The sequence below is a fragment of the Candidatus Accumulibacter necessarius genome (assembly GCF_036625085.1).
Window position 1 is genome coordinate 500,767 of sequence record NZ_JAZKUM010000005.1, and the last position, 24,721, is coordinate 525,487.

Annotated in this window: 25 protein-coding genes, 2 tRNA genes and 1 pseudogene; 16 read left to right on the plus strand and 12 right to left on the minus strand. The window is 64.2% G+C overall.

Annotation, left to right across the window (positions count from 1 at the left end; genetic code table 11):
• Positions 1-95 precede the first annotated feature (95 nt).
• On the minus strand, positions 96-593 hold the full coding sequence (locus V5B44_RS16185) for a hypothetical protein (RefSeq protein ID WP_332360021.1): 498 nt from the start codon (positions 591-593) through the stop codon (positions 96-98).
• Positions 586-2,157: a hydrogenase iron-sulfur subunit gene (locus tag V5B44_RS16190; RefSeq protein ID WP_332360022.1), complete on the minus strand. Its 1,572-nt coding sequence runs from the start codon at positions 2,155-2,157 to the stop codon at positions 586-588. The genes V5B44_RS16185 and V5B44_RS16190 overlap by 8 nt, the downstream gene beginning before the upstream one ends.
• Before the next feature lie 237 nt (positions 2,158-2,394).
• Between V5B44_RS16190 and V5B44_RS16195 the strand changes: the two genes are divergently transcribed.
• Entirely contained in the window at positions 2,395-2,670 is a 276-nt protein-coding gene (locus V5B44_RS16195; RefSeq protein WP_332360023.1) for a hypothetical protein, read from the plus strand.
• On the opposite strand, the gene V5B44_RS16200 is transcribed toward V5B44_RS16195, so the two are convergent.
• On the minus strand, positions 2,642-2,800 hold the full coding sequence (locus V5B44_RS16200) for a hypothetical protein (RefSeq protein WP_332360024.1): 159 nt from the start codon (positions 2,798-2,800) through the stop codon (positions 2,642-2,644). The genes V5B44_RS16195 and V5B44_RS16200 overlap by 29 nt on opposite strands.
• Before the next feature lie 723 nt (positions 2,801-3,523).
• On the opposite strand from V5B44_RS16200, the pseudogene V5B44_RS26755 reads away from it, so the two are divergent.
• The 4 genes and pseudogenes from V5B44_RS26755 to V5B44_RS16215 form a co-directional block, all read left to right on the plus strand.
• Positions 3,524-3,634, plus strand: a pseudogene (locus tag V5B44_RS26755) (transposase family protein); the annotation flags it as partial.
• Complete coding sequence (locus tag V5B44_RS16205; RefSeq protein ID WP_332360064.1) at positions 3,622-4,188, plus strand: ISAs1 family transposase; 567 nt, start codon at positions 3,622-3,624, stop codon at positions 4,186-4,188. The pseudogene V5B44_RS26755 and the gene V5B44_RS16205, both read left to right, overlap by 13 nt.
• Positions 4,189-4,212: 24 nt before the next feature.
• Positions 4,213-4,377: a hypothetical protein gene (locus V5B44_RS16210; RefSeq protein WP_332360025.1), complete on the plus strand. Its 165-nt coding sequence runs from the start codon at positions 4,213-4,215 to the stop codon at positions 4,375-4,377.
• Between the two features lie 481 nt (positions 4,378-4,858).
• On the plus strand, positions 4,859-5,125 hold the full coding sequence (locus tag V5B44_RS16215; RefSeq protein ID WP_332360026.1) for a hypothetical protein: 267 nt from the start codon (positions 4,859-4,861) through the stop codon (positions 5,123-5,125).
• 42 nt (positions 5,126-5,167) lie between these two features.
• Here the strand turns inward: V5B44_RS16215 and V5B44_RS16220 are convergent, their stop codons facing one another.
• Positions 5,168-5,353 carry a hypothetical protein gene (locus tag V5B44_RS16220; RefSeq protein ID WP_332360027.1) on the minus strand — a complete coding sequence of 62 codons (186 nt, stop codon included), beginning with the start codon at positions 5,351-5,353 and terminating at the stop codon, positions 5,168-5,170.
• A gap of 59 nt (positions 5,354-5,412) precedes the next feature.
• On the opposite strand from V5B44_RS16220, the gene V5B44_RS16225 reads away from it, so the two are divergent.
• From V5B44_RS16225 to V5B44_RS16255, 7 genes are all read left to right on the plus strand, one after another.
• Positions 5,413-5,847: a helix-turn-helix domain-containing protein gene (locus tag V5B44_RS16225; RefSeq protein WP_332360028.1), complete on the plus strand. Its 435-nt coding sequence runs from the start codon at positions 5,413-5,415 to the stop codon at positions 5,845-5,847.
• 152 nt (positions 5,848-5,999) lie between these two features.
• Positions 6,000-7,133, plus strand: a complete 1,134-nt coding sequence (locus tag V5B44_RS16230; protein ID WP_332360029.1) for an AI-2E family transporter — start codon at positions 6,000-6,002, stop codon at positions 7,131-7,133.
• 4 nt (positions 7,134-7,137) lie between these two features.
• The gene (locus V5B44_RS16235; protein ID WP_332360030.1) at positions 7,138-8,703 is read left to right on the plus strand and encodes an efflux transporter outer membrane subunit; all 1,566 of its coding nucleotides are present in this window, start codon (positions 7,138-7,140) and stop codon (positions 8,701-8,703) included.
• Entirely contained in the window at positions 8,700-9,833 is a 1,134-nt protein-coding gene (locus V5B44_RS16240) for an HlyD family secretion protein (RefSeq protein WP_332360031.1), read from the plus strand. Before V5B44_RS16235 ends, V5B44_RS16240 begins: the two co-directional genes overlap by 4 nt.
• Positions 9,834-10,018: 185 nt before the next feature.
• A complete protein-coding gene (locus V5B44_RS16245) occupies positions 10,019-10,219 on the plus strand; it encodes a hypothetical protein (RefSeq protein WP_332360032.1) in 201 nt (66 codons plus the stop codon).
• A complete protein-coding gene (locus V5B44_RS16250) occupies positions 10,216-10,935 on the plus strand; it encodes a hypothetical protein (RefSeq protein WP_332360033.1) in 720 nt (239 codons plus the stop codon). The genes V5B44_RS16245 and V5B44_RS16250 overlap by 4 nt, the downstream gene beginning before the upstream one ends.
• Complete coding sequence (locus V5B44_RS16255; protein ID WP_332360034.1) at positions 10,887-11,327, plus strand: ion channel; 441 nt, start codon at positions 10,887-10,889, stop codon at positions 11,325-11,327. The genes V5B44_RS16250 and V5B44_RS16255 overlap by 49 nt, the downstream gene beginning before the upstream one ends.
• A gap of 483 nt (positions 11,328-11,810) precedes the next feature.
• Here the strand turns inward: V5B44_RS16255 and fabI are convergent, their stop codons facing one another.
• A complete protein-coding gene (gene fabI, locus V5B44_RS16260) occupies positions 11,811-12,611 on the minus strand; it encodes an enoyl-ACP reductase FabI (RefSeq protein WP_332360035.1) in 801 nt (266 codons plus the stop codon).
• A 174-nt stretch (positions 12,612-12,785) separates the two neighbouring features.
• On the opposite strand from fabI, the gene V5B44_RS16265 reads away from it, so the two are divergent.
• Genes V5B44_RS16265 through V5B44_RS16280 form a run of 4 tightly spaced genes read left to right on the plus strand, consistent with a single transcriptional unit; the run spans position 12,786 to position 19,452 of the window.
• On the plus strand, positions 12,786-14,948 hold the full coding sequence (locus tag V5B44_RS16265) for an ABC transporter substrate-binding protein (RefSeq protein WP_332360036.1): 2,163 nt from the start codon (positions 12,786-12,788) through the stop codon (positions 14,946-14,948).
• 60 nt (positions 14,949-15,008) lie between these two features.
• Positions 15,009-15,986 (plus strand): ABC transporter permease, encoded by a 978-nt coding sequence (locus tag V5B44_RS16270; protein WP_332360037.1) that lies wholly within the window; start codon positions 15,009-15,011, stop codon positions 15,984-15,986.
• The gene (locus tag V5B44_RS16275; RefSeq protein ID WP_332360038.1) at positions 15,986-17,434 is read left to right on the plus strand and encodes an ABC transporter permease; all 1,449 of its coding nucleotides are present in this window, start codon (positions 15,986-15,988) and stop codon (positions 17,432-17,434) included. Before V5B44_RS16270 ends, V5B44_RS16275 begins: the two co-directional genes overlap by 1 nt.
• Positions 17,431-19,452: an ABC transporter ATP-binding protein gene (locus V5B44_RS16280; protein WP_434735464.1), complete on the plus strand. Its 2,022-nt coding sequence runs from the start codon at positions 17,431-17,433 to the stop codon at positions 19,450-19,452. Before V5B44_RS16275 ends, V5B44_RS16280 begins: the two co-directional genes overlap by 4 nt.
• A 73-nt stretch (positions 19,453-19,525) precedes the next feature.
• On the opposite strand, the gene V5B44_RS16285 is transcribed toward V5B44_RS16280, so the two are convergent.
• From V5B44_RS16285 to V5B44_RS16315, 7 genes are all read right to left on the minus strand, one after another.
• On the minus strand, positions 19,526-21,559 hold the full coding sequence (locus tag V5B44_RS16285) for a LysM peptidoglycan-binding domain-containing protein (protein WP_332360039.1): 2,034 nt from the start codon (positions 21,557-21,559) through the stop codon (positions 19,526-19,528).
• A gap of 271 nt (positions 21,560-21,830) precedes the next feature.
• Positions 21,831-21,907, minus strand: a tRNA-Asp gene (locus V5B44_RS16290).
• Between the two features lie 226 nt (positions 21,908-22,133).
• A complete protein-coding gene (locus tag V5B44_RS16295) occupies positions 22,134-22,781 on the minus strand; it encodes an adenylate/guanylate cyclase domain-containing protein (protein WP_332360040.1) in 648 nt (215 codons plus the stop codon).
• A 35-nt stretch (positions 22,782-22,816) separates the two neighbouring features.
• On the minus strand, positions 22,817-22,975 hold the full coding sequence (locus V5B44_RS16300) for a hypothetical protein (RefSeq protein ID WP_332360041.1): 159 nt from the start codon (positions 22,973-22,975) through the stop codon (positions 22,817-22,819).
• Positions 22,976-23,250: 275 nt separating this feature from the next.
• The gene (gene dksA / locus V5B44_RS16305) at positions 23,251-23,679 is read right to left on the minus strand and encodes an RNA polymerase-binding protein DksA (RefSeq protein ID WP_332360042.1); all 429 of its coding nucleotides are present in this window, start codon (positions 23,677-23,679) and stop codon (positions 23,251-23,253) included.
• Positions 23,680-23,988: 309 nt separating this feature from the next.
• Positions 23,989-24,065, minus strand: a tRNA-Val gene (locus V5B44_RS16310).
• An 87-nt stretch (positions 24,066-24,152) separates the two neighbouring features.
• Entirely contained in the window at positions 24,153-24,713 is a 561-nt protein-coding gene (locus V5B44_RS16315) for a LolA family protein (protein WP_332360066.1), read from the minus strand.
• Between the last annotated feature and the right edge of the window lie 8 nt (positions 24,714-24,721).

Here is a 24,721-nt window from a genome sequence, read left to right on the forward strand (position 1 = left end):
GTCGATGTCAGCTCAGGAAATGGGTAGGGCGTGAGTGGCGGCCAGGGGGAGGCGAAGCCAGGAGCCGCCGCCGGATCGTTCAGGGCGGGTGGCGATCATTTGAAGAACAGGCCGCCCCGGTCCGGATTGAAGTCGACCACCATCACCTGCGCCGGGGCGAGGGTGATCTGCTCATCCTTGACGTAATCGAAGCCCGGCTTTCCCAGGTTGTCGTCCATCCTGACCGTCAGCCGGTGGCTACCCGCCTTGACCTCAAAGCGCTTGTACACTGTCGAGACGCCGTCCTTGTAGAGGCCGGTCGGGTGCAGCACGGTGCGGAAGATCGGCTCGCCGTCGAGATCCATTTCGAGACGGATGTCGGAGCGCTCGCGCGGGCAATCCAGCGGGGCGCGCATGTTGGGTGGCATTTTCGCCAGCTCTTCAGGCGTTCGCTTGCGACACTCGCGTTCGCCGAGGTGACTGATCGACAGCTTGATCAAGGCGACGTCGCTCGGGATCTGCTGGTATTTCGGCCAGGTGGCAAAGGTGCCGATGAATGCGGCAAAAGCGCCGTAGAGGATCACCTGGCCGACGATGGCAGCGGGTTTAAGCATGATGGGAAGCGCTCCGCAGATAGGGTGGAAGTCTGTCACTGGCAGCCGGCAGGGCCTCGAGCCGGGCTCTGAATTCGGCCAGTCCTTTGGCCAGCGTCCGGTCGTCGTGGGCCGAGGCGGCAAGCAGTTGCAGGCGCGATGGCGGAACCGTCCTGCGCAGATGCGGTTCACGCTGGCCGAGCAGGCGTTGGCTGGTCCACAGCTCGCCGAGGCGGAAATCGCAGCCACCGTTGCGGCAGGTTGCCACCAGCACCCCGTCGGCACCGCCACGCAGCGCGTATTCGACGAAGGCCGGTGGCAGCATGCCGGTGCAGATCAGCCCGATCACGGCGGTATCGACGGCGGCCAGTGTTCCGGCGTCGGCACCGCGCGTGCAGGCAAAGATGACGATCCTGGTCCGGCCTTCGAGTCTTGCGAGCGCAACTTCGAGTTGTTCGCGCAGCGCATTGACCGGCTGCTGCGGCATGTCGATGCCGGTCACGAGGGTTTCCCGGCGGCGGAAAGGCGTCGAGGAAGGGCAGGAGCCGGCGCAGATGCCGCAGGCAGCGCAAAGGTCGGTATCGACGACGGCAAGCCTGAAACCCGGCCGGCTCGGATGCTGGGTCATCGCGATCGCGGCGTAGGGGCAGTCGGCCAGGCAGCGGTCGCAGCCCGTGCAGTTCGCCGGATCGACGACCGCTGCCGGCTGTGGTCTGGGGTGAGGCAGCAGAGGCAGCGCGAAGAGCAGGGCGGTGACCCCGAACAGCAGCGACCAGACGATCGCCGGCGAGCTGAAGTCCGTCAGCGGATGAAGGAACAGGATGAACCAGTCGAAATCGAGTGCGCCGGGTACGGTCGCCAGGTTCGCCGGCGGGTTGCTGAGGGCTGGTTTGAGCAGCGAGAGGCCGATCAGGATAGCCAGTGTGGCCACCATGGCGCGCCGCGAGGGCAGGTAATCGACATGGCTGATGCGATGCACATGCGCCCAGAGACCAAGGATCAGCAGCAGCGGGACGCCGATGTGGATGAACACCAGCATGGTGAAAAAGCGGTCGCTGATCGAGTCCGGCGACATGAAGTTGCGCGCCGACGGCTCGCTGAAGATCGGCAGCCAGTCGAGCAGTTCAGCAGTGGCGGTGGCCGACAACTGCGCCAACTGGTCCCAGACGATCCAGTAGCCGCCGATGCCTGCCGCGTAGGCAAGCCAGATCAGAGGGATGCCGGTCATCCAAGAATACAGGCGGAAGCCGTGGTAACGCCCGTAACACCATTCGCGAATAAGGTGCAACATCATCACCAGCATGAAGCCATCGGCCGCATAGCGGTGAAGGCTGCGCAGCACGCCGCCAAGGTACCACTGCTCAGTTGAGAGGTAGCCGATCGATCGGTAGACGGCCTCGATGCCGGTGTCGAGCACGGTGTACAGATAGAGGCCAGTGCCGACGACGATCCACAGGAGATACAGACCGATGGCGCCGAGATGGCGCAACGGGTTGTCCGTGCCGCCGAAGGGTACGTCGAGAGCTTCTTCGATGCGCAGAAAAACGCTGCTCGCGCCCTTGCGCAATGCTGTGTGAAAACTCACGTCGCTGGGAATCCTGGACCGGTGCCGGCCGCAATTATTAGTCTTTGATTATATTGACGGCCTCCCTGCGGCGATTTGACACGTGTCAAATCCGAAAAAAGCGTATTTAGAGCCCCCTTTTGCCAAAGCTGTTTTTACGGCTGCCGCCAAGCCTTGGTGCGACTGGGCTTCGCCAGTGATCCGTCAGGGCTGGCCGTGCCGGTTCTCCGCTCCCGCCATCCCGGTTACACTGCCGGCATGACGCCAGAAGAATTCATCGCCCTCTGGAAAAACAACCCGCTCACCGAGCGCGCCGGCGCGCAGGCCTGGTTCGACGACCTTTGCGAACTGCTCGGCATCGCCAAGCCGCGCGACCCTGATAACTACTGCTTCGAGCGCGGCGCCGGCAAGTCCGGCGGCGGCGACGGCTGGGCCGACGTCTGGATGCGCGGGCGCTTTGGCTGGGAGAACAACCCCGGAACTCGCAGATTCAATTCGGGTTCGTTCAAGCGGCAAGCTGTTCAAGCAGCATGATGCGTCCAAGATGGGCCGCTTTGTCATGGTAGCGGCGGTCGGCAGTAATCATGACCGCCTCGTTTTCGAGCGCGGTGGCGTGGTACAGCGTGTCGAACAGGTGGTGTGACAAGCCGATGGCAAGCTCCACGGCGCGACGATAGATCAGTGGCGGTAGTAGTCGGCACTCGGCGCGCCGGCACGCTTGCCACTTCGGCTTTCCAGTGCGCCGGCTGCAGCAGTGAGACTTCCGCCGTCCGTAGTCAAAGAAACACGTCCAGCGCTTGCAGCGCATTGGCTTCATCCGTCGCGTAAGGCAGGAACCATTCGATGGCGACGCTGGCGTCGATCAATCGTGGAGGATCAACAATGATGATATTCGGGGAGCAAGGCGCCGCAAGGACTTTCGGAACCCCGGAATTCCGGGGATAGGGAATTCCGGGGACAGGATTCTGAATTGCAGATTATCAAGTAGCGTCCATACTCCTACTTTGCAGCTTCCGGTTGTGGAACCGGGCAGGTGATCTTTGCGGAGGTATCAACGCATACATTCCTGACAGATCCGTCAGATATGGGTGTTGAGCGGCAGTTGAGCTGTCCTTCGCAGTCTTTGTGCGCGAAACACTCTTCGCACAACTTCTTGGGATTGCTGCAGCCGGCAATCGTCAATCCCAATGCCAAGGCAAGTAACATTTTCATGATCCTGTTCCTCCATTGAGTTGCGTTTACGCATTTCGAGTCAAACCGGCGCGCGATAACGCACTCCGGACAAGTGGTGCCGTCGATGAAGATTGTCCCGGGTAGTCCGGCCTCCTATATTCGAGAAAACGGAATCCGGCGGCGCCGTAAAAAGTGTAGTGCGACGAGATGACCCTTGTCGAGACATTTTTCCGGGCTACCGGACGGACGTAAGGGTCCGGCACAGCGCTACTCGTTGGCGCAGATTCTGGTCATGGCGGTGTGCGCCGTCCTGTGTGGGGCCGACCACTTGAGCGAGCGATTCGGCTGGCCGCTGAAAGGTGGCACGCTATCGCACGACACGTTGGGCGACGTCTTTCGGGTGCTGGATGGTCGCATCTTCGAAACACGCTTTCGGGATTGGATCAATGGGCTGGCCGGTCTGATCGAAGGTGTGGTGGCGATCGATGGGAACACCTTGCGGGGTCGGGGAAGAGAGGAAGCAACGAGCTCTTGCCTATGGTCACGGCGTACACGGTGCAAAGCAGCCTGTGCCTGGCCCAGGAAGGCACTTGCGGCAAGGGACGCGAACTGGCGGCGATGAAGGCGTTGCTTGATGTTCTGGTCTTCAAGGGAGGTGTCGTCACCATGGATGCGCTGGGTTGCCCGATCGCACCGGCCGAGAAGATCGTTGCGCTTGGGGGAGATTACGTGCTGCCGGTCAAGGACAACCAGAAGAACTTGGCCGAGGCCCTTCGGGAGTTCTTTGACGAAGGCGCCAAAGCCGGGTTTGGTCGGCTTACCGTCGAGCGTCTTGAGGACACCGAGAAGGATCATGACCGGAACGAGACCCGTCGTTAGACCTGGATCAATGACGTCACCTGGATGAACAAGCCCATCCGTGCGGCGTGGAAGAAACTCGGTGGTACTGGCATGATCGCGTCGAGGCGGCAGATTGGCAAAGTTGTCAGTATCGACCACCGTTACGCCATCGGTTCCTGCAGTGTGCGGATGGTCGCCCTGTTTGCCAAAGCCTCCGGCAGCCACTGACAGGAGGTGGAAAATGGCTTGCCCTGGACGCTTGACGTGGTCTTCCGCGAGGATCAGTGTCGTGCACGAACGGGACGTTCAGCGCGAAACCTCTCCGTTCCGCGCAAGTTTCTTCTCGCTACCTTCCGTAAGGAAGCGAGTTCCACGATGTGCTTGCGCCGCCGTCGCCTACATGCCGACCGAAACCCGACTACCGCGAGTCTCTCATCGGGCTGGCTTTCTCCGGCGAGGCGAAAGCCGAATCAATTTAAACTGCGTAAGCGATTGCCCTGGGTTGAGATTGACAGCCGTTGAAGCTGCTACCTATACTTTTATCGCCCCCACTGGATTTCCGCGCATTTGGCGACCGTGTGTGGGCTGTGAGCCAAAGTTCTGAAATCAATATTCGCGGAACATCGCGGGTGAGGGAACGGTCCGAAGCCGCGTGCGGTTCGTCAGCGGGCAAAGAGGTAATCTCGTACTCTTGAATGGAGGGAAGATCATGATTGGCAAGAACAAATTTACCGCCGTGGCAATTCTGGCCATTGCCGCTGGCGTGCAGTTGATGCCGGGGCCGGCTTATGCGACCGAGCAGGGTCAGCAACGGCAGGAAGCGAGGGATACCAAGCAGACTGGCCGCCAGGACTCAAGGGAGGAGAAGGCTGCATGCAAGGCGGGAGATGAGAAGAACCGTGCGGAATGTCGGCAGGACAAGCGCGACACCAAGCAGGACTCGCGCGATACCGCTCGGGATATCAAGAAGCAATAGTCTCTTATGACTCAGGTCTTCACATTTCGTGAGCAGATTATGTCACGGGGTAGCGTAGGCGAGTGCCGGGACGATGCTTTGTTGAGTGATTCGACAAGCGGCGGCGATGGTAGAGCGGCCAAGGCGGGTAAGGTAGTAGCGATAGCCATGAACGACCGTCTTGATGAGACCGAACTGGCGCAGGCGCCAAAGCTGGCGGGTGATGCTGGCCGGGGAAATCTGACGCAAGAAGGGGACAAGGTCGGCACGGCGGATGCCGCGGATGTTGAATTCGGGACGTTGGGACGTTGGAGCGCGCGCAGCAGGGCCTGCTGAGTGGCGTCGACGAAGGTAACCATCCCCCGGCAAAGCCGGGGGATGGTTACTTTATTGAACTTGATGGCAAGCGGGAGTTCGCGGTGATTCCCATCGAGTTGTATGAACGCCTATCCGTCGCGCTGGAGGATGCCGACGATGCGGCGCTATTCGACTCCGTGCGGGCTGCCGACGACGGTTTCCGCATTCCGGCCGCTGTCGCCCATGCCTTGCTGGACGGAGAGCAGCCGGTGAAAGTCTGGCGCGAACAGCGCGGCCTGACGCAGGATGCGCTCGCTGCCAAAGCGGGAATCAGCAAGGGATATTTGTGCCAGATCGAAATGTGCAAGCGTGTCGGGGCGCTGAAGACCTTGCGGGCGATTGCTAATGCGCTGGCGATCAGCGTGCCGGACCTCACCACCGCCTGACACGAAATCCCGGCCATTTCCGTGGTCGACCGGCGCCGCCCCGTTTGAAGCGTGGCGCTCCGGCGTGCTACATTGCCAGCGGCCGCCCTGTCGCGGCGCGCCGCTGGCCCCGCTGCCGGCCCCGTTCACTTCCGCCGAGAAGGAGATTCCCGATGACCATCCCCCGCGAGCCCGATCACGAACTGGAAGACCGCCTCGCGCGGCGCCTGCTCGACGTCTTCATCCGCGCCGGCCTGGTGCTGGCGCTGGTGCTGCTGTGCTACCACATCTTCTCGCCGTTCATGACGATGATGCTGTGGGCGCTGATCCTGGCGATCACGATCTACCCGCTGCACCAGATGCTCGCCGCCCGGATTGGCGGCAAACAGGGGCTCGCGTCGACGCTGATCGTGCTGCTCGCCGTCGCCGTCATCATCACGCCGACGGTCATGCTCGGCAGCCATTTCGCCGACTCGGTCCATGATCTGGTCAAGGGCGTGCGCGACAACACGCTCCAGGTGCCGGCGCCGTCCGACAAGGTGGCCTCCTGGCCGGTTGTCGGCAAGAGGGTGCATGCGCTCTGGTCGCAGGCTCACGAGGATCTACCGGCAGTGGTCAAGAGCATGCAGCCCAAGATCGGCGACCTGGCGTCCAAGGCGCTGGGCATCGTCGCCGGCCTCGGCGGCAGCCTGCTGATGTTCGTGTTTTCATTCATCGTCGCCGGCATCATGATGGCCTGGGGCGAATCTGGCGCGCAGGCGATGCTGGAGATATTCGAACGCGTCGTCGGGCTGGCCCGCGGCAAGGAGTTCACCTCGCTGTCGACCGCAACGGTGCGCGCCGTGGCGTCCGGTGTCATCGGCATCGCCTGCATCCAGGCGCTGTTGATCGGCGTCTCGCTGCTGATCGCCGGCGTCCCGTTCGCCGGCGTGCTGGCGGTGATCGTCCTCGTTCTCGGCATCGCGCAGTTGCCGGCACTGCTGGTGACGCTGCCGGCGATCGGCTGGATCTGGGCGAGCGGCGAGTACGCCACCGTCCCCGCCGCCGCCTACAGCGTGCTGCTGTTCGTCGCCGGCTTCGCCGACAACGTCCTGAAGCCCATCATGCTCGGCCGCGGTGTCGATGCGCCGATGCCGGTGATCCTGATCGGCGCCCTCGGCGGCATGGCGACGTCGGGCATCCTCGGCATGTTCATCGGCGCGACGCTGCTGGCGCTGGGCTACCAGATCTTCATGCGCTGGGTGGCCGACAATCCGGAACGGACACGGCAACAGGCCGCCGGCGATTCAGCCTCCACCGCCGCCTGAGCCAATGCAGCGATGCTTCGACGGCGCAACCTGCCCGCGCCTGCCCGCCCTCGCCACCGCACTGCTCGTCGCTGGCTGCGCCGCCGTCGGGCCGGATTTCAAGCGGCCCGAGGTGGCGTCGCTGGCCGACTGGTCGGGCGGCTCGCTGACGGCGCTGGCGGCGGAACAGCGCGGCCGGCCGCGGGCGCAGACCGAGGAATGGTGGCGGAACTTCGACGACCCGGTGCTCGACGCGCTGGTCGCCGAGGCGCAGCGTGCCAACCCGAACGTGCGCACGGCCGGCATGCGCATCATGGAAGCGCGCGCGCAACTGGCGATCGCCGGTAGCCTGCTCTATCCGCAGCAGCAGCAGGTGACCGGCAAGGTGCTGCGCACGGGCACCGAGGCGAGCAGCGGGCCGGACACCGCGCTGACCGCATACAACATCGGCTTCAACGTCGGCTGGGAGATCGACTTCTGGGGCAAGTTCCGGCGCAGCATCGAGGCCGCGGATGCCGGCTACTTCGCCACCATCGCCCAGTACGACGACCTGCAGGTGCTGATCGCAGCGCAGGTCGCAACCCTCTACACCTCGATCCGCACCCTCGAAATGCGGCTGACGATTGCCCGCGAGAACGCCGCGCTGCAGAAGCGCAGCCTGGAGATCACCGAACGGCTTTTCAAGTACGGCAATGACTCCGAACTCGACGTGCAGCAGGCGAAGTCGCAGTACCTGAGTACCCTTGCCTCGATCCCCCAGATCGAGGGCAGCCTGCGCCAGACGCAGAACGCGCTCTCCGTGCTGCTCGCCCGCCCGCCGGGTCCGTTACCGGAAATGGCGGCGGGCCGGGAACGCATTCCGCGGACCGAACTGGCGATCGTCGCCGACATGCCGGCCGAGATGCTGCGCCGCCGCCCCGACGTGCGCGCCGCCGAGATGCAACTGGCGGCGCAGTCGGCGCTGATCGGCGTCAGCGTCGCCGACCTCTACCCCTCGATCGCGCTGCTCGGTTCGCTCGGCGTTTCGACGACGTCGCTGTCCGGGGCGCCACGCAAGTTCGACTGGGCGATCGGCCCCAGCCTGGTGTGGAACGTCTTCGACTTCGGCCGCCTGAGCAACGAGGTGCTGGTGCAGGACGCCCGCTTCCAGCAACTCTACGAACAGTACCAGGGAACGGTGCTGCAGGCGGCGCGCGAGGTCGATGACGCCGCCGTCGGCTTCGTCGCCAACCGCGCACAGGTTCCGTTGCTCGAGGAATCGGTCAAGGCGGCGCAACGCTCGCTTGCCATCGCCACCATCCAGTACCGTGAAGGCATGGCCGGCTTCGAGCGCGTGCTCGATTCGCAGCGGGCACTGTTCAACCAGCAGGAGCGGCTGGTGAACAACCTCGGCAACGTCGCGCAGAGTCTGGTGACGCTGTACAAGGCGATGGGTGGCGGCTGGCAGCAGGCGCGCGGCCGGCCGCTGGTGGACGACGCGACGCGCGAAACGATGGCCGAGCGCAGCGACTGGCGCGACCTGCTGGCGGTGCCGTTGCCGCCGCCCGACGCCGCCCCGCCACAGATCACTCCGGAGAGGGAAGAACGATGACCGAGGAATCGCCCAGCCAGAACCCGTCGACCGCAACCGGCGACGAAGCGCCGCAGCCGGGCAAGGCGACCAAAGTCGGGGCCACGGCCGTGCTGGCGCTGATCGCCGCCAGCCTGCTCTGGTACTTCGCCGCCGACCGGCTGACGCCGCACACCACGCAGGCGCGGGTGCAGGCGTTCGTCGTGCCGGTCGCGGCGGAAGTGGCGGGCAAAGTGCTGGCGGTGCACGTCAGGAACAACGATGAGGTACAGGCGGGGCAGCCGCTGTTCGACATCGATCCCAGCCAGTACCGGATCGCGTTGCAGCGCAGCCGCTCGGACTACGAGTCGGTGCAGCGCTCGGTCAATGCCTCGGCGGCGACTGTCGAGGCGGCACGCGCCTCGCTGCAGGCGGCCCAGGCCAACCACGTCAAGGCTGACAAGGATGCGACGCGGCAGGAAACGCTTTACGCCGAGGACCCCGGCGCCATCTCCGTGCGCCGGCTGGAGGTCGCGCAGGCTACCCGGATCCAGGCGCGTAGCCAGGAAAAGGCCGCCGAGGCCGACCTGCGCAAGGCGCAGGAAGCCGCCGGCGAGAGCGGCGACAACAACGCGCAACTGCGCAGCGCGCGCTCGGCGATCGAGAAGGCCGAGCTGGATCTGGCGCGCACGCAGGTGGTCGCCCCCGGCCGTGGCGTCGTCACCGACCTGCGCACCGATGTCGGCCATTTCGCCCAGGCGGGCGCGGCGGCGATGACGCTGATCGCCATCCACGACCTGTGGATCAACGCCGACCTGACCGAGAACAACCTCGGCAATATCGATCCCGGCGACGAGGTGGCGATCGTCCTCGACGTGCTGCCCGGCGAGGTGCTCAAGGGCCACGTGCGCAGCGTCGGCAGCGGCGTCAGCTCCGGCCAGCAGGCGCCGCCGGGAACGCTGCCGACGATCCAGAACAGCCGCGACTGGCTGCGCCAGGCGCAGCGCTTCCCGGTGGCCATCGAGTTCGACGTGTCCGAAGCCGACCGCCTGCGGAAGGTCCGCATCGGCGGCCAGGCCGAGGTGATGGTCTTCACCGGCGACAACTTCCTGATGAACCTGCTCGGCGCGGGCTACATCCGGCTGATGAGCCTGCTCTCCTACCTCTACTGAGCGACCGATGATCGCCCCGGCGGACAAGGCGGTGCTGCGGCTGGCGGTCGGTCTCGGCCTCGCCGTGCTGGTCGCCTACGGGCGCTGCCGCTGCCGCTGCCCTATGTCGTCTGCCTGATGGCCGTCCTCGTGCTGACCAAGCCGGGCCCGCCGCTGCCGCTGGCAAGGGCGCGGCGATCGCCGCCGTGCTCGCCGCGCTGGTGTCGGTGGGCGTGCTGATGGTGCCGCTGCTCGAGAACTACGCGCTGGCCGGTGTCCTGCTGACCGGCGTCATCCTCTACGGGCTGTTCTTCGCCGGCATCCGCACCGGCAATCCGCTGACCATGGTGCTCGTCGTCGCCTTCACGATGATTCCGGTCGCCGGCGTCGCCGAGCAGGCCTGGTGACCGCCATCGCCGTGACGCTGGCGGCCGGCTTCGCCCTCGGCAGCCTGGTCGGCGGCGTCTCGCACGCCTTCTTCCCCGATCCGCCGCAGCCGGCCGCAAAGAAGGCGCCGCCCGCCATCGACCGCGAGACGGCGAGCTGGATCGCGCTGCGCGGCATGCTGGTGGTGCTGCCGCCCTTCGTGCTGGCGCTGACCGACCCGTCGTCCTACCTGGCGACGATCATGAAGAGCGCCCAGCTCGGCCAGCAGGCGGGTTCGACCGACACGCGCAAGGCCGGCGTGGAACTGGTGGGGTCGACGCTGGCCGCGGCCGGCATCGCGCTGGTCGTCTGGGTCGGCCTGTCGCTGTGGGCCAACCTGTGGATGCTGGTGCTGTGGATGGCGGGCGCCGCGCTGTGGGTCGGCGCACGCCTCTACCGCGTCGTGCCGACCGCGTACCCGCCGGCTTTCTGGAACAACGCGCTGGTGACGACGATCATCCTGCTCGGGCCGGCGATCGAGGACAGCGCCAACGGCAGCGCCGTCCTGCAGGCGTCGGCGGTGCGCGTCGGCACTTTTCGTCGGTGTCTCGCTGTACGCCTGGGCGATGGTCTGGCTGCTCGAACGCTGGCGCACCACGCGCCGCCAGGCGCTGTTCTTCGACCACGGCTGAAAATAGGAGAGAAACGATGCTGCCCAATCTGCTTGTCGGCCTGCCGACCATGCTGCTCTGCCTGATCCTGCAGGTGTTGTTCACCTTCTGGAGCATTCGCTACTACCTGCGCGCATCGGACAGGATCGCCGCCACCGGCGCGCGCGTCCAGGTACGTCCACTTCTTTTCGTGATGCTGATCCTGACCGCCGGCAACCTTCTCCAGATCACGCTGTGGGGCTGCCTGTTCCTGGCGCTGGGCGAGTTCACCGAGTTCTACGAGGCCGTCTACCACTCGGGGGTGAATTTCGCCTCGCTGGGCTATGGCGACATCGTCATGAGCAAGGTCTGGAAACTGCTCGGGCCGCTGGAGGCGGTCAATGGCGTCCTGATGGTGGGCATGAGCGGCGCCGCGCTGGTGGCGGTGCTGCAGCAGCTGATCAAGAAGCAGCAGGAACAGCGCACGCGGACGGACTGAGCGCCGGCGCGGAGCGGGCTTGCTGCATCAGCTGCAGGTCATCGTCCCCGGCTGCCGCGCACGCTCAGTAGCGCACGCCGGCCGATGAATTACAGGGACAGTATACAAAATTGCTCGTTCCAACAGCAGATGGCCGAGGAGCGTCGAGACGGGCGCGGCAAGCAGCGGCTGGAATTTAGTATACTGTCCCCGGAACTATCGTCCCCGGAACTATCGCCCGGCGCGTCGGGGAGGAATGGTCACACCCGCTCCATTCCGACATGGGCAACCAGGCGAGCATGGCAAGCGTTGGCAGCGGTGCGACTTTCTTCCGCGTCGGAGTGAGCATACAAGGGTGGGCAGCTTGAGCGCGTGGCTTGCCGGTGGGCGAGCCCTGCCGGGGGTGTTGTCGACCGGCTGTGAAAAGGCTGCACGGGGATACTGTGGATCCCTTCTGCAAGAGTCCTGTGCGATGGCCGCTTCGCGTGGCGATTGCGCCCCCGTTCAGGCGGGCAGCGGTTCCGGATTCCCCAGCGCCGTTGTATTCAGTCCGCCATCGACGTACATGATCTCGCCGGTGATGCCGCTGGCGAGGTCAGAGAGCATGAAGGCGGCAGCGTTGCCGACTTCGTCGATGGTGATGTTGCGGCGTAGCGGTGCGTTGTGTGCGTTGTAGGCGAGCAGGCGTGAGAAGTTGCCGATGCCGGAAGCGGCCAGCGTCTTGATCGGGCCGGCCGAGATGGCGTTGGCACGGATGCCTTGCGGACCGAGGCAGAAGGCGAGGTAGCGGGTGGCGGCTTCGAGGCTGGCCTTGGCGAGGCCCATGGTGTTGTAGTTCGGCAGAGTGCGTTCGGCGCCAAGGTAGGAAAGCGCGAGCAGGGCAGGGTTGCGGCCTTGCAGCAGCAGCGGCCGGGCGGCCTTGGCCAGCGCCGGGTAGCTGTAGGACGAGACATCATGCGCGATGCGGAAGGCGTCGCGGGTGATGCCGTCGAGAAAGTCGCCTTCGATCGCTTCGCCGGGGGCGTAGGCGATCGAATGCACCAGCCCTTCGAGGCCTTCCCAGTGCTGGCCCAGGTCGGCGAACAACTGCGCGATCTCTGCGTCCTCGGCGACGTCACAGGGAAAGACCAAGGTGCTGTCGAATTCCTTGGCGAACTTGGCGAGGCGATCCTTGAAGCGCTCGCTCTGATAGGTGAAAGCCAGTTGCGCGCCTTCCCGGTGGCAGGCCCTCGCGATGCCGTAGGCGATCGAGTGCTTGGACAGCACCCCGGTGATCAAAATACGCTTGTCGGCAAGGAATCCCATGGGTTCTCCGGTAACTGAAATTGGCTTGTTGGCAGGTTCTTGTTCAGATCAGCTTGACCGCACGATTATAAAGGATTCCACCCGGTCGTCGGCGATCGTCGTCGGGCACCGGCCGTCGGCCCCGGCTCCTTCGGCCGACCCAATCGGGCGGACTTCGCGCTACACTGCCGTCCCATGCCTGTTTTCCGTTTCGCCTTCATCGTCCTGCTGCTCCTGCTCACTGCCTGTGGCAGCGAGCAGAACGATCCCTACCCGCGCGCCGAGCGCGGCAGGAACATCCTGTATTCGGCATTCACCGATCGCCCCAAGCATCTCGACCCGGTGCAATCCTACAGTGAGGACGAAATCACCTTCACGGCGCAGATCTACGAACCGCCACTGCAGTATCACTACCTGAAGCGCCCGTACACGCTGATTCCGCTGACCAGCGATGCCGTACCTGTGCCACGTTATTACAACGAACATGGCCAGGAGTTGCCGGCCGATGCGCCACTGGCGGCGATTGCGCACAGCGTCTACGATATTCGTATTCGCCCGGGGATCCGCTATCAGCCGCACCCGGCTTTTGCCGTCGATGCCGCTGGCCAGCCGCTGTATCGGGATCTCGATCGCGAGGAGCTGCGCGGGATTGAGAAGATCACCGATTTCCCGCAAACCGGCACGCGCGAACTGATTGCCGACGACTATATCTACCAGATAAAGCGACTGGCGCATCCGCGCCTGCATTCGCCGATCTTCAGCATGATGGCCGAGCGCATCGTTGGCCTGCGCGAGCTCGGCGCTGCCTTGCAGGCAGAGGCCAGCGCCCTGCCGTCCGGCGCCTGGCTGGATCTCGATCGTCTGCCGTTGGCCGGCGCCAGCCGCATCGATCGCTACACCTATCGCATCAGGCTGCGCGGCAAGTATCCGCAGTTCGTCTATTGGCTGGCGATGCCCTTCTTCGCACCGGTGCCACGCGAGGTCGACCGTTTCTACCATCAGCCCGGGATGGCCGGGAAGAACCTGACACTCGACTGGTATCCGGTGGGCACTGGTCCCTTCATGCTGACGCAGAACGACCCCAACAGCCGCATGATTCTCGACCGCAATCCGAACTTCCACGGCGAGACCTATCCCTGTCATGGCGAGCCCGAAGACGGGGCGGCCGGCTTGCTGGCCGATTGCGGCAAGCCGCTGCCGTTCATTGAGCAGGCGATCTATTCGCGCGAGAAGGAGAGCATTCCCTATTGGAACAAGTTCCTGCAGGGCTACTACGATGCCTCCGGCATCTCCTCGGACAGCTTCGACCAGGCGGTGCGCCTCGGAGTTGGCGGCGACGTACAGTTGACCGACGAGATGCGCGACAAGGGCATCCGTTTGCTGACCAGCGTGCGGGCGTCGATCTTCTACATGGGCTTCAACATGCTCGACCCGGTGGTTGGTGGCCTCGCCGAGCAGCCGACGAAGCTGCGGCAGGCGTTGTCTATGGTCATCGATCAGGAGGAATTCATCTCGATCTTCATGAACGGCCGCGGCATTGCGGCGACCAGTCCGCTGCCGCCGGGGATCTTCGGCTATCTCGAAGGCAAGGAGGGCAGCAACCCGGTGGTCTACGACTGGGTCGACGGGCGGCCGCAGCGCAAGCCGGTGGCAGAGGCGAAGAAGCTGCTCGCCGAGGCTGGCTGGCCGAATGGTCGCCATGCCACCAGCGGTGAGCCGCTGGTCCTGAATCTCGACACGACCACCGGCGGCATGGGGGAAAAGTCGCGCCTGGACTGGCTGACGCGGCAGTTCGCCAAGCTCGACATCCAGCTCGTGGTGCGGTCGACCGACTTCAACCGCTTTCAGGAGAAGGTGCGCAAGGGGGCGGTGCAACTCTATTACCTCGGCTGGAATGCCGATTATCCCGATCCGGAGAACTTCCTGTTCCTGCTCGCGGGGTCGGAGGGCAAGGTGGCAAAGGCCGGCGAGAACGCCTCCAATTACGCCAATCCACAGTTCGACCGCCTATTCGAGCAGATGAAGAACATGGAGAGCGACGGTCCGCGCGCCGGCGAGCGGCTGGCGATCATCCGACAGGCGATCGCGCTGCTGCAGCACGATGCGCCGTGGATCTACGGCTTTCACCCGAAAAGCTACACGCTGGGACATGTCTGGCTGCACAACCGAAAGCCGACCGATGTTGGCAATAACATCCTCAAGTATCAGCGTGTCGACGTGGCCCAGCGGGAACGTTTGCGCGAGGAATGGAATCGACCGGTGCTCTGGCCGCTGGCAGCGGCGACCGTGGTCCTGGGGGCTGTCCTGCTGCCGGCGGCGATCGCGTATCGCCGTCGTGAACGCAGCACGGCCCGCTGATGCGCGCTCCGATCGCGCCGCAGCGGCCACTCGCCACGGCTTGAGGTATATTCGCCCACCATGCTCGCTTACCTCGTCCGCCGCCTGCTCTACGCCCTGCCGATCCTGATCGGCGTTAACCTGATCACCTTTGCGCTGTTCTTCGTGGTCAACACGCCGGACGACATGGCGCGCATGCAGCTGGGCGTCAAGCGCGTGACGCCGGAAGCCATCGGGCGCTGGAAGGCCGAACGCGGCTACGACCGGCCGCTGTTCATCAACCAGGCGGCTTCCGGCAGTGCCATATTCACCGACACCATTTTTTTCACCAAGTCGGTGCGCATGTTCGCCGGCGATTTCGGGAGGGCCGAGGACGGTCGCGACATCGCCCGCGAGATCACCACCCGGATGGGGCCCTCGCTGGCCATCGCCCTGCCGACCTTCATCCTCGGCCTGCTGGTCACCGTCTCGTTTGCCCTGCTGCTGACCTTCTTCCGCGCCAGCTATCTTGATTTCTGGGGCGTCGTTCTCTGCGTGGCGATGATGTCGATCTCGGGCCTTTTCTACATCATCGGTGGCCAGTATCTGGTGAGCAAGATCTGGAAGCTGGTGCCGATCTCGGGTTACGGGGGTGGTCTCGACGCCTGGAAGTTCCTCATCCTGCCGGTGGTGATCGGGGTCGTTTCCGGCATCGGTTCGTCGACCCGCTGGTATCGCACCATCTTCATCGAGGAAATCTCCAAGGACTATGTGCGCACCGCGCGTGCCAAGGGGCTATCCGAGGTGACCGTGCTGTTCCGTCACGTTCTGCGCAACGCGATGATTCCGATCCTGACCGGGGTCGTGGTCGTTATCCCGCTGCTCTTCATGGGCTCCCTGCTGACTGAATCGTTTTTCGGCATCCCTGGGCTGGGCAGCTACACGATCGACGCGATCAACGCGCAGGACTTTGCCGTCGTGCGTGCGATGGTGTTCATCGGCTCGGTGCTCTACATCGTCGGACTGATCCTCACCGATCTCTCCTACACCTTTGTCGACCCGCGGATTCGTTTCAGCTGATGCCTTTCCTGCCCGTCATCCTCTGGTCCGATGTGCTGATCTGGCTGCTGCTGGTCGGTGCCATTGCGCTTGGCATGCTGTCGGCGCGTAAGCCGCTGCTGGTCGCGGCGTGGCGGCGGGTGGGCCGCAGCCGGGCGGGGATGGCTTCCGCCACGTTGCTGATCGCCTTTGTCGTCGTTGGCCTGCTCGATTCGATCCACTATCGCCCGCGCCTGGAGCACAGTGCCGGGCAGGGCGCTGCCGGCAGCGAGCAGCAGGCGACCGTTTACGCGGTGGAAGTGTTGTCGCTGCTCGACAGTATCCTGAGCTCATTGCGCACACGCAACGAAAAGACCTATTCGGAACCGCTGGCGACGCGTGCGCACGCCAAGGAGTCGGTCGAGGTGCGCGATGCCGACGGCCAGCTTCGACAGAGCCGCGACTATCCGCGCCTGAAACATGGCGGCGCGCACCTCGGCGCCGACGAGGCACGGCGCGATGCCGACATTGGCGAACGCGTCCTGCGCGCCACGGGCATTGCGCTGCTCGCCTGGTGGGCGCTGGCGGCAACGACGGCGGCCGCTCTGGCCCGGCGGGCCGGCTGCCCGCACCGCGAGGCCTGGCGACAAATCTGGCGAAACGAGAGTGATTTTGCGTGGAATGCGGTGCTCGCGGCGATTGCCGGGTTGCTGCTGCTTGCCTCGCCGCTGGCGCTGCTGGCGGTCGACTACCATGTCTTTGGCACCGACAAGGTCGGCCAGGATGTGCTCTATCAGGTGCTGAAGAGCGTGCGAACGGCGCTGGTCATCGGGCTGGTGACGACGCTGGTGATGTTGCCGCTGTCGATTTTGCTCGGGGTCATCGCCGGCTACTTCCGTGGCTGGGTCGACGACCTGATCCAGTACCTATACACGACGCTCAGCTCGATTCCCGGTGTGCTGCTGATCGCTGCCGCCGTGCTGATGATGCAGGTGGTGATCGACACCCATCCGCAGTGGTTCGCCACCGCCGCCGAGCGCGCCGACCTGCGCCTGCTGGCGCTGTGCTTCATCCTCGGGGTGACCAGCTGGACCGGGCTGTGCCGGCTGCTGCGCGGCGAGACGCTGAAGCTGCGCGAACTCGAGTACATTCAGGCGGCGCAGGCCTTTGGCGTTGCCGATCTGCGGATCATCGCGCGCCACATTCTGCCCAACCTGATGCACATCGTGATCATCGCGCTGGTCATGGACTTTTCCAGCCTTGTGCTGGCCGAAGCAGTGCTGTCCTACGTCGGCATCGGCGTCGATCCGACCATGATCAGCTTCGGCACGATGATCAACAATGCCCGCCTGGAGCTCGCCCGTGAACCGATGGTCTGGTGGTCGCTGGCGGCGGCTTTCGTCTTCATGTTCACGCTGGTGCTGGCGGCGAATCTGCTCGCCGATGCCGTGCGCGATGCGTTCGATCCGCGTCTGGCGGGGTCGGCATGAGCCAGGAGGCGGAATTGGCTGAAGACGTGTTGCTGTGCGTGCGCGATCTGCGTATCGCCTTTGTCAGTGGGCGCTCGCTGCTGCCGGCGGTCGACGGCATCGGCTTCCGGCTTGCTGCCGGCGAGACGCTGGCTCTGCTCGGCGAGTCGGGGTGCGGCAAGTCGGCGACGGCGCTGGCGCTGCTGCGCCTGCTGCCGGCTGCCGGGCGGATCGCCGGCGGCGAAGTGTCATTCGAGGGACGCGATCTGCTGTGCTTGTCCGAAGCCGAGATGCGTGGCGTTCGCGGCCGCGGCATGGCGATGATTTTTCAGGAGCCGGCGACCAGCCTCAACCCGGTGCTGACCGTCGGTCACCAGCTGGGCGAGGTACTCGAACGCCACCTCGGGCTTGCCGGGCAGGCGGCGCGGGAACGGTCGCTCGAACTGCTGACGGCGGTCGGCATTGCCGACCCGGGCCGCCGGCTTGGCGAATATCCCTTCCAGCTTTCCGGCGGCATGAAGCAGCGGGTGATGATCGCGGTCGCGCTGGCAGGCAATCCACGCCTGCTGATCGCCGACGAGCCGACGACTGCACTTGACGTCACCATCCAGGCACAGATCCTCGACCTGCTACGTCGCTTGCAGGTCGATCGGGCTATGGGCATGCTGCTGATCACCCACGACCTCGGTGTGGTGGCCCAGATGGCCACCCGCGTCGGTGTCATGTACGCTGGCGAGATCGTCGAGGAAGCGCCACGCGAAGCCTTCTTTTCATCGCCGCAGCACCCGTATACGCGCAAGCTGTTCGCTGCCTTGCCCGATCTGGCCCGCCGCGGCGGCAGGCTGGAGACCATTCCGGGGCAGGTGCCACCGCTGTCAGAGATGCCCGGCGGCTGTCGTTTCGCGGCCCGTTGCCCGCACGCCTGGGATCTGTGTCGTCAACAGGCGCCGGCCTGGCGGCAGGTGGCAGTCGGGCATCGTCTGCGCTGCCATCTCGATGGCCAGGAGGGCGCGGGGCGCGGGGATATCGGCGCGGCCGTGGTCGCTGCCCATGGCGCTGTCGGCGGGCAAGCGCCTGCGCTGCTTGCGGTCGAGGATCTGCGCGTGCATTTTCCGATTCGACGCGGCCTCCTGCAGCGCACCGTTGGTTACGTGCGAGCGGTCGATGGCGTCTCGCTCGAACTGGCATCGGGCCGCACACTGGCGTTGGTCGGCGAGTCGGGTTGCGGCAAGACGACAGTCGGCAAGGCGATCCTGCAACTGATCCCGGCCAGTGGCGGCCGCGTGCAGTTGCTCGGGCAGGCTCTCGGCGCCCAGTCGCGCCGCGCCCAGCGGCCATTGCGTCGGCGCATGCAGATGATCTTCCAGGACCCCTTTGCTTCGCTTAATCCACGGCTTTCGGTCGGTGAGATCATTGGCGAGGGCATGCGGGCGCTCGGGTTTGATGCGACGGGGCAGGGTAACGGGGCCGCCATCGCCGCCGTTCTGGAACAGGTGGGACTGGCTCCGGAGGCAGCCGGGCGCTATCCGCACGAGTTTTCCGGTGGTCAGCGGCAGCGGATCGCGATTGCCCGCGCGCTCGCCGTGCAGCCCGACCTGGTGATCTGCGACGAACCAACCTCGGCGCTCGACGTGTCGGTGCAGGCACAGATTCTCAATTTGCTGGCGACGCTGCAGGCCGATCTTCGCCTCGCCTACCTGTTCATCACCCATAACTTCGCCGTCGTCGATCACCTCGCGCACGAGGTGGCGGTGATGTACCTCGGCCGCATCGTCGAACGGGGAACGGTGGACGAGGTGCTGCGTTCGCCGCAGCACCCCTACACTCGCGCCCTCCTGTCGGCGGTGCCGAGCCCGCGTCTGGATGTGCAGCCGGAGGTCATTCACTTGCCGGGTGAGATGCCGTCGCCGGCCAAGCCGCCGACTGGTTGCCACTTTCATCCCCGCTGTCGACAAGCCAGCGCCGTTTGTCGTGAGCGCTATCCCGAGACGACTGCCGTATCAACCACGCATGCGGTGAACTGCCACCTCTACCGCTAGCTTCACCTGGTAACGGCCGGCAGCAGAACGCCGCCTTTCGGCGGCGTCAGTTGTGGCCGGGAAACCCTCCAGGCTAGAAGCTATTCTGTACGAGCTGGATGGTCAGCCGCTGTCCAGGCTTGAGATCGTTGCTCTGGATGCGATTCCAGCGCAGGATATCGTCCTTCTCGACCCGGAACTGTTTGGCGATCGAAACCAGCGTATCGCCACGACGAATCGTGTATTGCGCCAGCTTCGTCTGTTTCTTGCTGCCCGGCCGGGTCTGCTCTGACGCGTCGCGGGCCTTGTTGGCGGCTTTCTCTGCCGTCTTGACGTCGACCCTGGCCACGTCCTGACGGCCGCTCCTGGCTGCCTTGTCTTGCCGGCTTTCGACCTCAGCCATCTCGCTGCGTGACTTGCCTGCCAGTGGCTTGCTGACTGGCTCCGGCGCTGCGACTGCCAGTCTGGTACCGGCGTTGACCTGGTTGACCCGCAGCTTGTTGATCTGCTTCAGCTCGGCCAGTGTCATGTCGTATCGGCTGGCAATCTCTGAAAGCGTTTCGCCCTTGCGTACGGCGTGGCTGCGCGTGACCGCGATGGCTGTCGCGTCGCTACGTGGCGACGCCTGCTTGCCGTCCTCGCTCCTGGCAAGGGTTGTGCGTTGTCCGGCAGGTGCCGGTTTGACGGCTGGCTCGGGTGTCGCTACGGTCAGCCTGGTGCCGGCTGTCGCTCGCTCGGTGCGCAGCTTGTTGATTTGTTTCAGCTCCGTCAGCGTCATGCCGTAACGCTGTGCCACCTTGAGAAGCGTTTCGCCCTTCTGTACCGTGTGCGTGTGAGCGGTCGCGACCGGCGCTGGCTCTACCACCTGCGGCAGCCGCGGCTGTTCGGCCACGAGTCTTGGCTCCGGCAGTCCGGCGACGTCGGCTGGATCTGCACCCTCCTGGCCCGCGACCAGCAGGGTGAGCCCGGGAGACATCCTGATCCTGCCGCTGATGCCATTGACGGCCTTCAGGTTGGCGACCGTCATGCCGAAGCGCGGGGCAACCTCTTCGAGCTTTTCGCCCGGACGCAGCGTATAGGCCTGCCACGAGGAAAGCGGCTTTTCGCTCTCCTCGTGAGCCTCAAGATTGCTGATGAAGGTATCTACCTTGTGCGCCGGGATGACCATCGGCGTTTCGGACTTGATGACCGGGCGATTGTGCGCCGGGTTCAGGGCAACGAACTCCTTGACAGGCATTTCTGCAAGCCGGGCGGCGAGCGTCACGTCGATATTGGCTGTCTTGGTGACTGTCGCGAAATAGGGTCGATTGGGAACACCGCGGATATTCAGGGTGGCGAGAATGTTCGGGTTGCTGAAGACGTTCTTCAGGGCCTGCAGCTTGGGGACGTAATGCCGAGTTTCCTCGGGCATCGTCAGGCTCAGGTAGTCGGTTGGCAGACCATTGGCTTTGTTCTTGTTGATCGCTCGCCCGACAGCGCCTTCGCCCCAGTTGTAGGAGGCAAGCGCGAGGTGCCAGTCGCCGTGCAGATCGTAGATGTATTGCAGGTATTCGAGGGCGGCTGCGGTCGAGGCGACGATGTCGCGCCGCTCGTCGACCCACCAGTTCTGTTCGAGCTTGTATTGCTTGCCGGTCGCCGGCACGAACTGCCAGAGGCCGGAAGCATGACTGCGCGAGTAGGCCGTCGGGTTGTAGGCGCTTTCGACCATGGGCAAAAGGGCAAGCTCCATCGGCATGCCACGCTTCTCAATTTCCTCGACAATGTGATGCAGGTAGCGACTGCTGCGCTCGACCATGCGGCGCAGGGACTCCGGGTGGTTGAGATACCACTGCTGGTGATGCAGGACCAGCGCATTGTTGATGTTGGGCATCGAGAAGCCCTGCCGCATGCGCTGGAACAACTCCTCGGGCTCGGAGGTCAGATCGATGGTCTCGGCGAGCCGTACGGGCGCGACGAGTTCGACGACCGGCAAGACACCATCGCTTGCGAGCTGCTGGGCTGAATTGATGCTTTCGGTCTTGGCAAGACCGACATTGGGGAAAGGAAGACCCTGGTTCGCTACGTCGTCAGCCGAAGCAGCAACACAGGCCAAAGCAAATGCAACTGCAAACGCGATTCGTGGCGTCATCCGTACATCCTGTTCTCATTCTCGGGTGGGCGCCAGTTCATCCCCGCTGCGTGGGATCACCTGGTCGAATGGTGAGACTGCAAGCCAATGATTATAGAACAAACCCGCGCAGAAGGTGGAGAGCAATTGCGTCGGCAAGATCGGCTGTCACTACAGCGGCGGGCGGTTGCGGAGAGGCTGCTGGCGGGGAGGTGTCGCCTTGCGGCCAGCGTCAGGTGACGATCCAGAAACAGGAAAGCCCAGTCATGGCTGGGCTTTCTGCTATGGATGCTGGCGGAGTGGACGGGACTCGAACCCGCGACCCCCGGCGTGACAGGCCGGTATTCTAACCAACTGAACTACCACTCCGTGTTGCTGCAGACAGGTCTTGGCGGTAGGGCGCTCGGCTCTTGGCTGAGCGATCTTCCTTCGCGCTGTGCAAGCTGCGCATTATAGCGAATTTCGCCGGGCAAGCAAGGGGCGATCGAGCCGGAATCGGAGGGCGGAACTGGGAAAGTGACCGGACGGGTTGTCGAGGCCAGATGTCGCTGGGCGCTGACGATCTTCTGGAACGTAGCCAGGTGGTACACAGTGGTCAGGCCTGAATGCACTCATAGCGGATCAGGTCAGGAGAGTTGTTGGCGACCGCCTGTCCCAGGCAGATGATTCCCCGATCGTGCAGAGTGAACTCCTCCCGTTGCACAAAGAAGCGGGCACCGTTGTCCAGTAATAGATAGGTTCCGTTGGTGCTGCCGTCAGCGAGGATAAACTTGCCCTGGCGGAACTGGATGTCGGCATGACTGCGGGACACCCGGTCGTTGTCTACCACCAGATTGTTCTTCTCTCCACGTCCGAGGGTAAACATCCGGGAACTCGGCATTACTTCGAAGGTTGCGCCGCGATAGATGAGGATCAGCCGGGCGACCAGGAGGCTGCGCAATTCTTCCTGCTGTTCCGTACTAACGACCTGCGTCAGGCTGGAGGGTTCCTGCCAGAGTACTTCGACGATCTCCATCTCATCCTGTTTGCCGCGCACCCACGAGCGGCCAAGGCTACGAGTCATCTGTTCAAGGTCGTCCGGCAACTGGCTGACCGTCTCGCGGGTGGTGATGATCTGGTCAGCCTTGGCCAGCGAAACCATGCGGGCGGCCACATTGACCGCGTCGCCGAACAGGTCGTCCTGCTCGACGAGTACGGGCCCGTGCTGCAGACCGATCCGGACGGCGATGTTGAATTCCAGCAAGGGTACGGATCGTCCTTGATTGCACGGAGTGCATTTCACAGGCAGCCTGCAAGGCCCGCTGCCGCGTCCGGAAAGCGGCTCATGATCTCATCGCCGATGGTTTTGACCACCGTACCGTCGAACTCTGCGGTTTTTGCCTGGAGCAACTCGAGGATACCCGGCTCTCGATCTGTCGCTTGCCTGCCAATCACCATATTTTTCGAACAAGCGGGTACTGCCGCAGATATCGGCGAACAGCACGGTTGCCGATACCTGTTGGCGCACTGCCGTCCGGTGGCCGCCCGGCTGCGGACATCTGCTTGCGCGCAATTTCATGTTGATCTTCCGAGTTCTCCGTGAGCCACCGCGCTAGCCATCAGCATAAGCCGGCACCAGCCAGTCTGCGATCAGGCGACGCGTCGCCGGGCACGCAACCGGTTCGCGGCAGGTCATCCGCAAAGACCACAGCCGACGCCTCGGTCGCCATTCATCAACCAAAGCGGCGCTTGTACTGCTCGCGACGTTCCTGCGCTTCGAGGGACAGCGCGGCCGTTGGCCGGGCGAGCAGGCGCGCGATGCCGATCGGTTCGCCGGTCTCCTCACACCAACCGTAGTTGCCCTCATCGATGCGCTGCAGCGCGTCACGGATTTTCCGCAGCAGCTTTCTCTCGCGGTCCCTGACGCGCAGCTCGAGCGTGTGCTCTTCTTCTGCGCTGGCGCGGTCGTTCCAGTCCGAACTGATTTCCGCTTCCTGCAGGTGGCCCGCCGTCGCCTTGACGGCCGACAGCAGTGCCTGCTCTTCGGCAAGCAACCGGCGGCGGAAGAAGGCGATCTGCCTGGGAGACATGTACTGATCCGGTGAGGCCGACAGCAGGGTGGCCTCGGTCTCAGTGTCAACTCGTTCGCCGGGCTTATCCATGTTTCTCACTCCTTCACTTTTTTGACGGGCCACCGACCACTGGGAAGTGGCTTGAGCGGGTTGGTCTGGCTCATGCCAGCAGGTCCGGACAAGGTGCTCAGGTGAGGTCCGCCGCCCTCCGGGCTCTCGCCACTGTCGAGCCATGTTATCGCATTGCGCGTCGATGGCATAGCCGCAAGTCATCACCAGACGCTGGGAGGTGCGTCAACAAAAAAACCGCCCGCGGCGGCTTGATCATGTTCTCTGCAACTACTTGCCTGCTCTCCCAAGGACGTCTGCCCGGCACCGTGCTGGCACTGGCGATACGCCTGGTAGGCGCGATTGGACTCGAACCAACGACCCCCACCATGTCAAGGTGGTGCTCTAACCAGCTGAGCTACGCGCCTTCATCAACGCCCAAGCTGCACGTGATTTCAGGGAAGTGCGCATTATACGGGGCGGCAACTTCAAGTCAAGCATGATCGCACGAGTTCTCAGTCGCCGATCACGTCGGTGTTGGCCGGGGGCGTGAAGCGGAACAGCGAGGGCGGCAGGCGGGGGTTGATCTCGACTCGCGAAAAGACCAGCATCGTCGTCTGGCCCAGGGTGTCGAGCAGTTCCATCGCCCGCAGTTCGTTGCCGGCGAAGCCGACGCGCACCTTTTCGAAGCCGCTGTCGGCGGCCCTGGGGGTGGCCTCCAGCCACTCGATCCCGTCCCGTTCACCGGCTTCGCGCAGGCTGAAGTCGCGGTCGATCGTGCGCTCGCCGGCGAGCAGCGAGGCCGGTGTTCCGCCGAGCGCGGCGCCGGCCTTGCGGACGGTGACCTGGCGCAGGTCCGGGTCATGGATCGAGATCTTCTCGCCATCGCCGATGACGAGCTGGCTGTAGGGTTTGTCGATCTGCCAGCGGAACTTGCCCGGACGCCAGAACATCATGACCCCGCTCGATTTCTGCGGCAGCCGACCGTTGCGCGCGACGACGGTCTGCGCGAAATCGGCGCGCAGCGTTCTGCGTCGTGTCGAGAAAGTGCTGCAGCTTGTCGATGGCTGCGGCACGAGCCGGG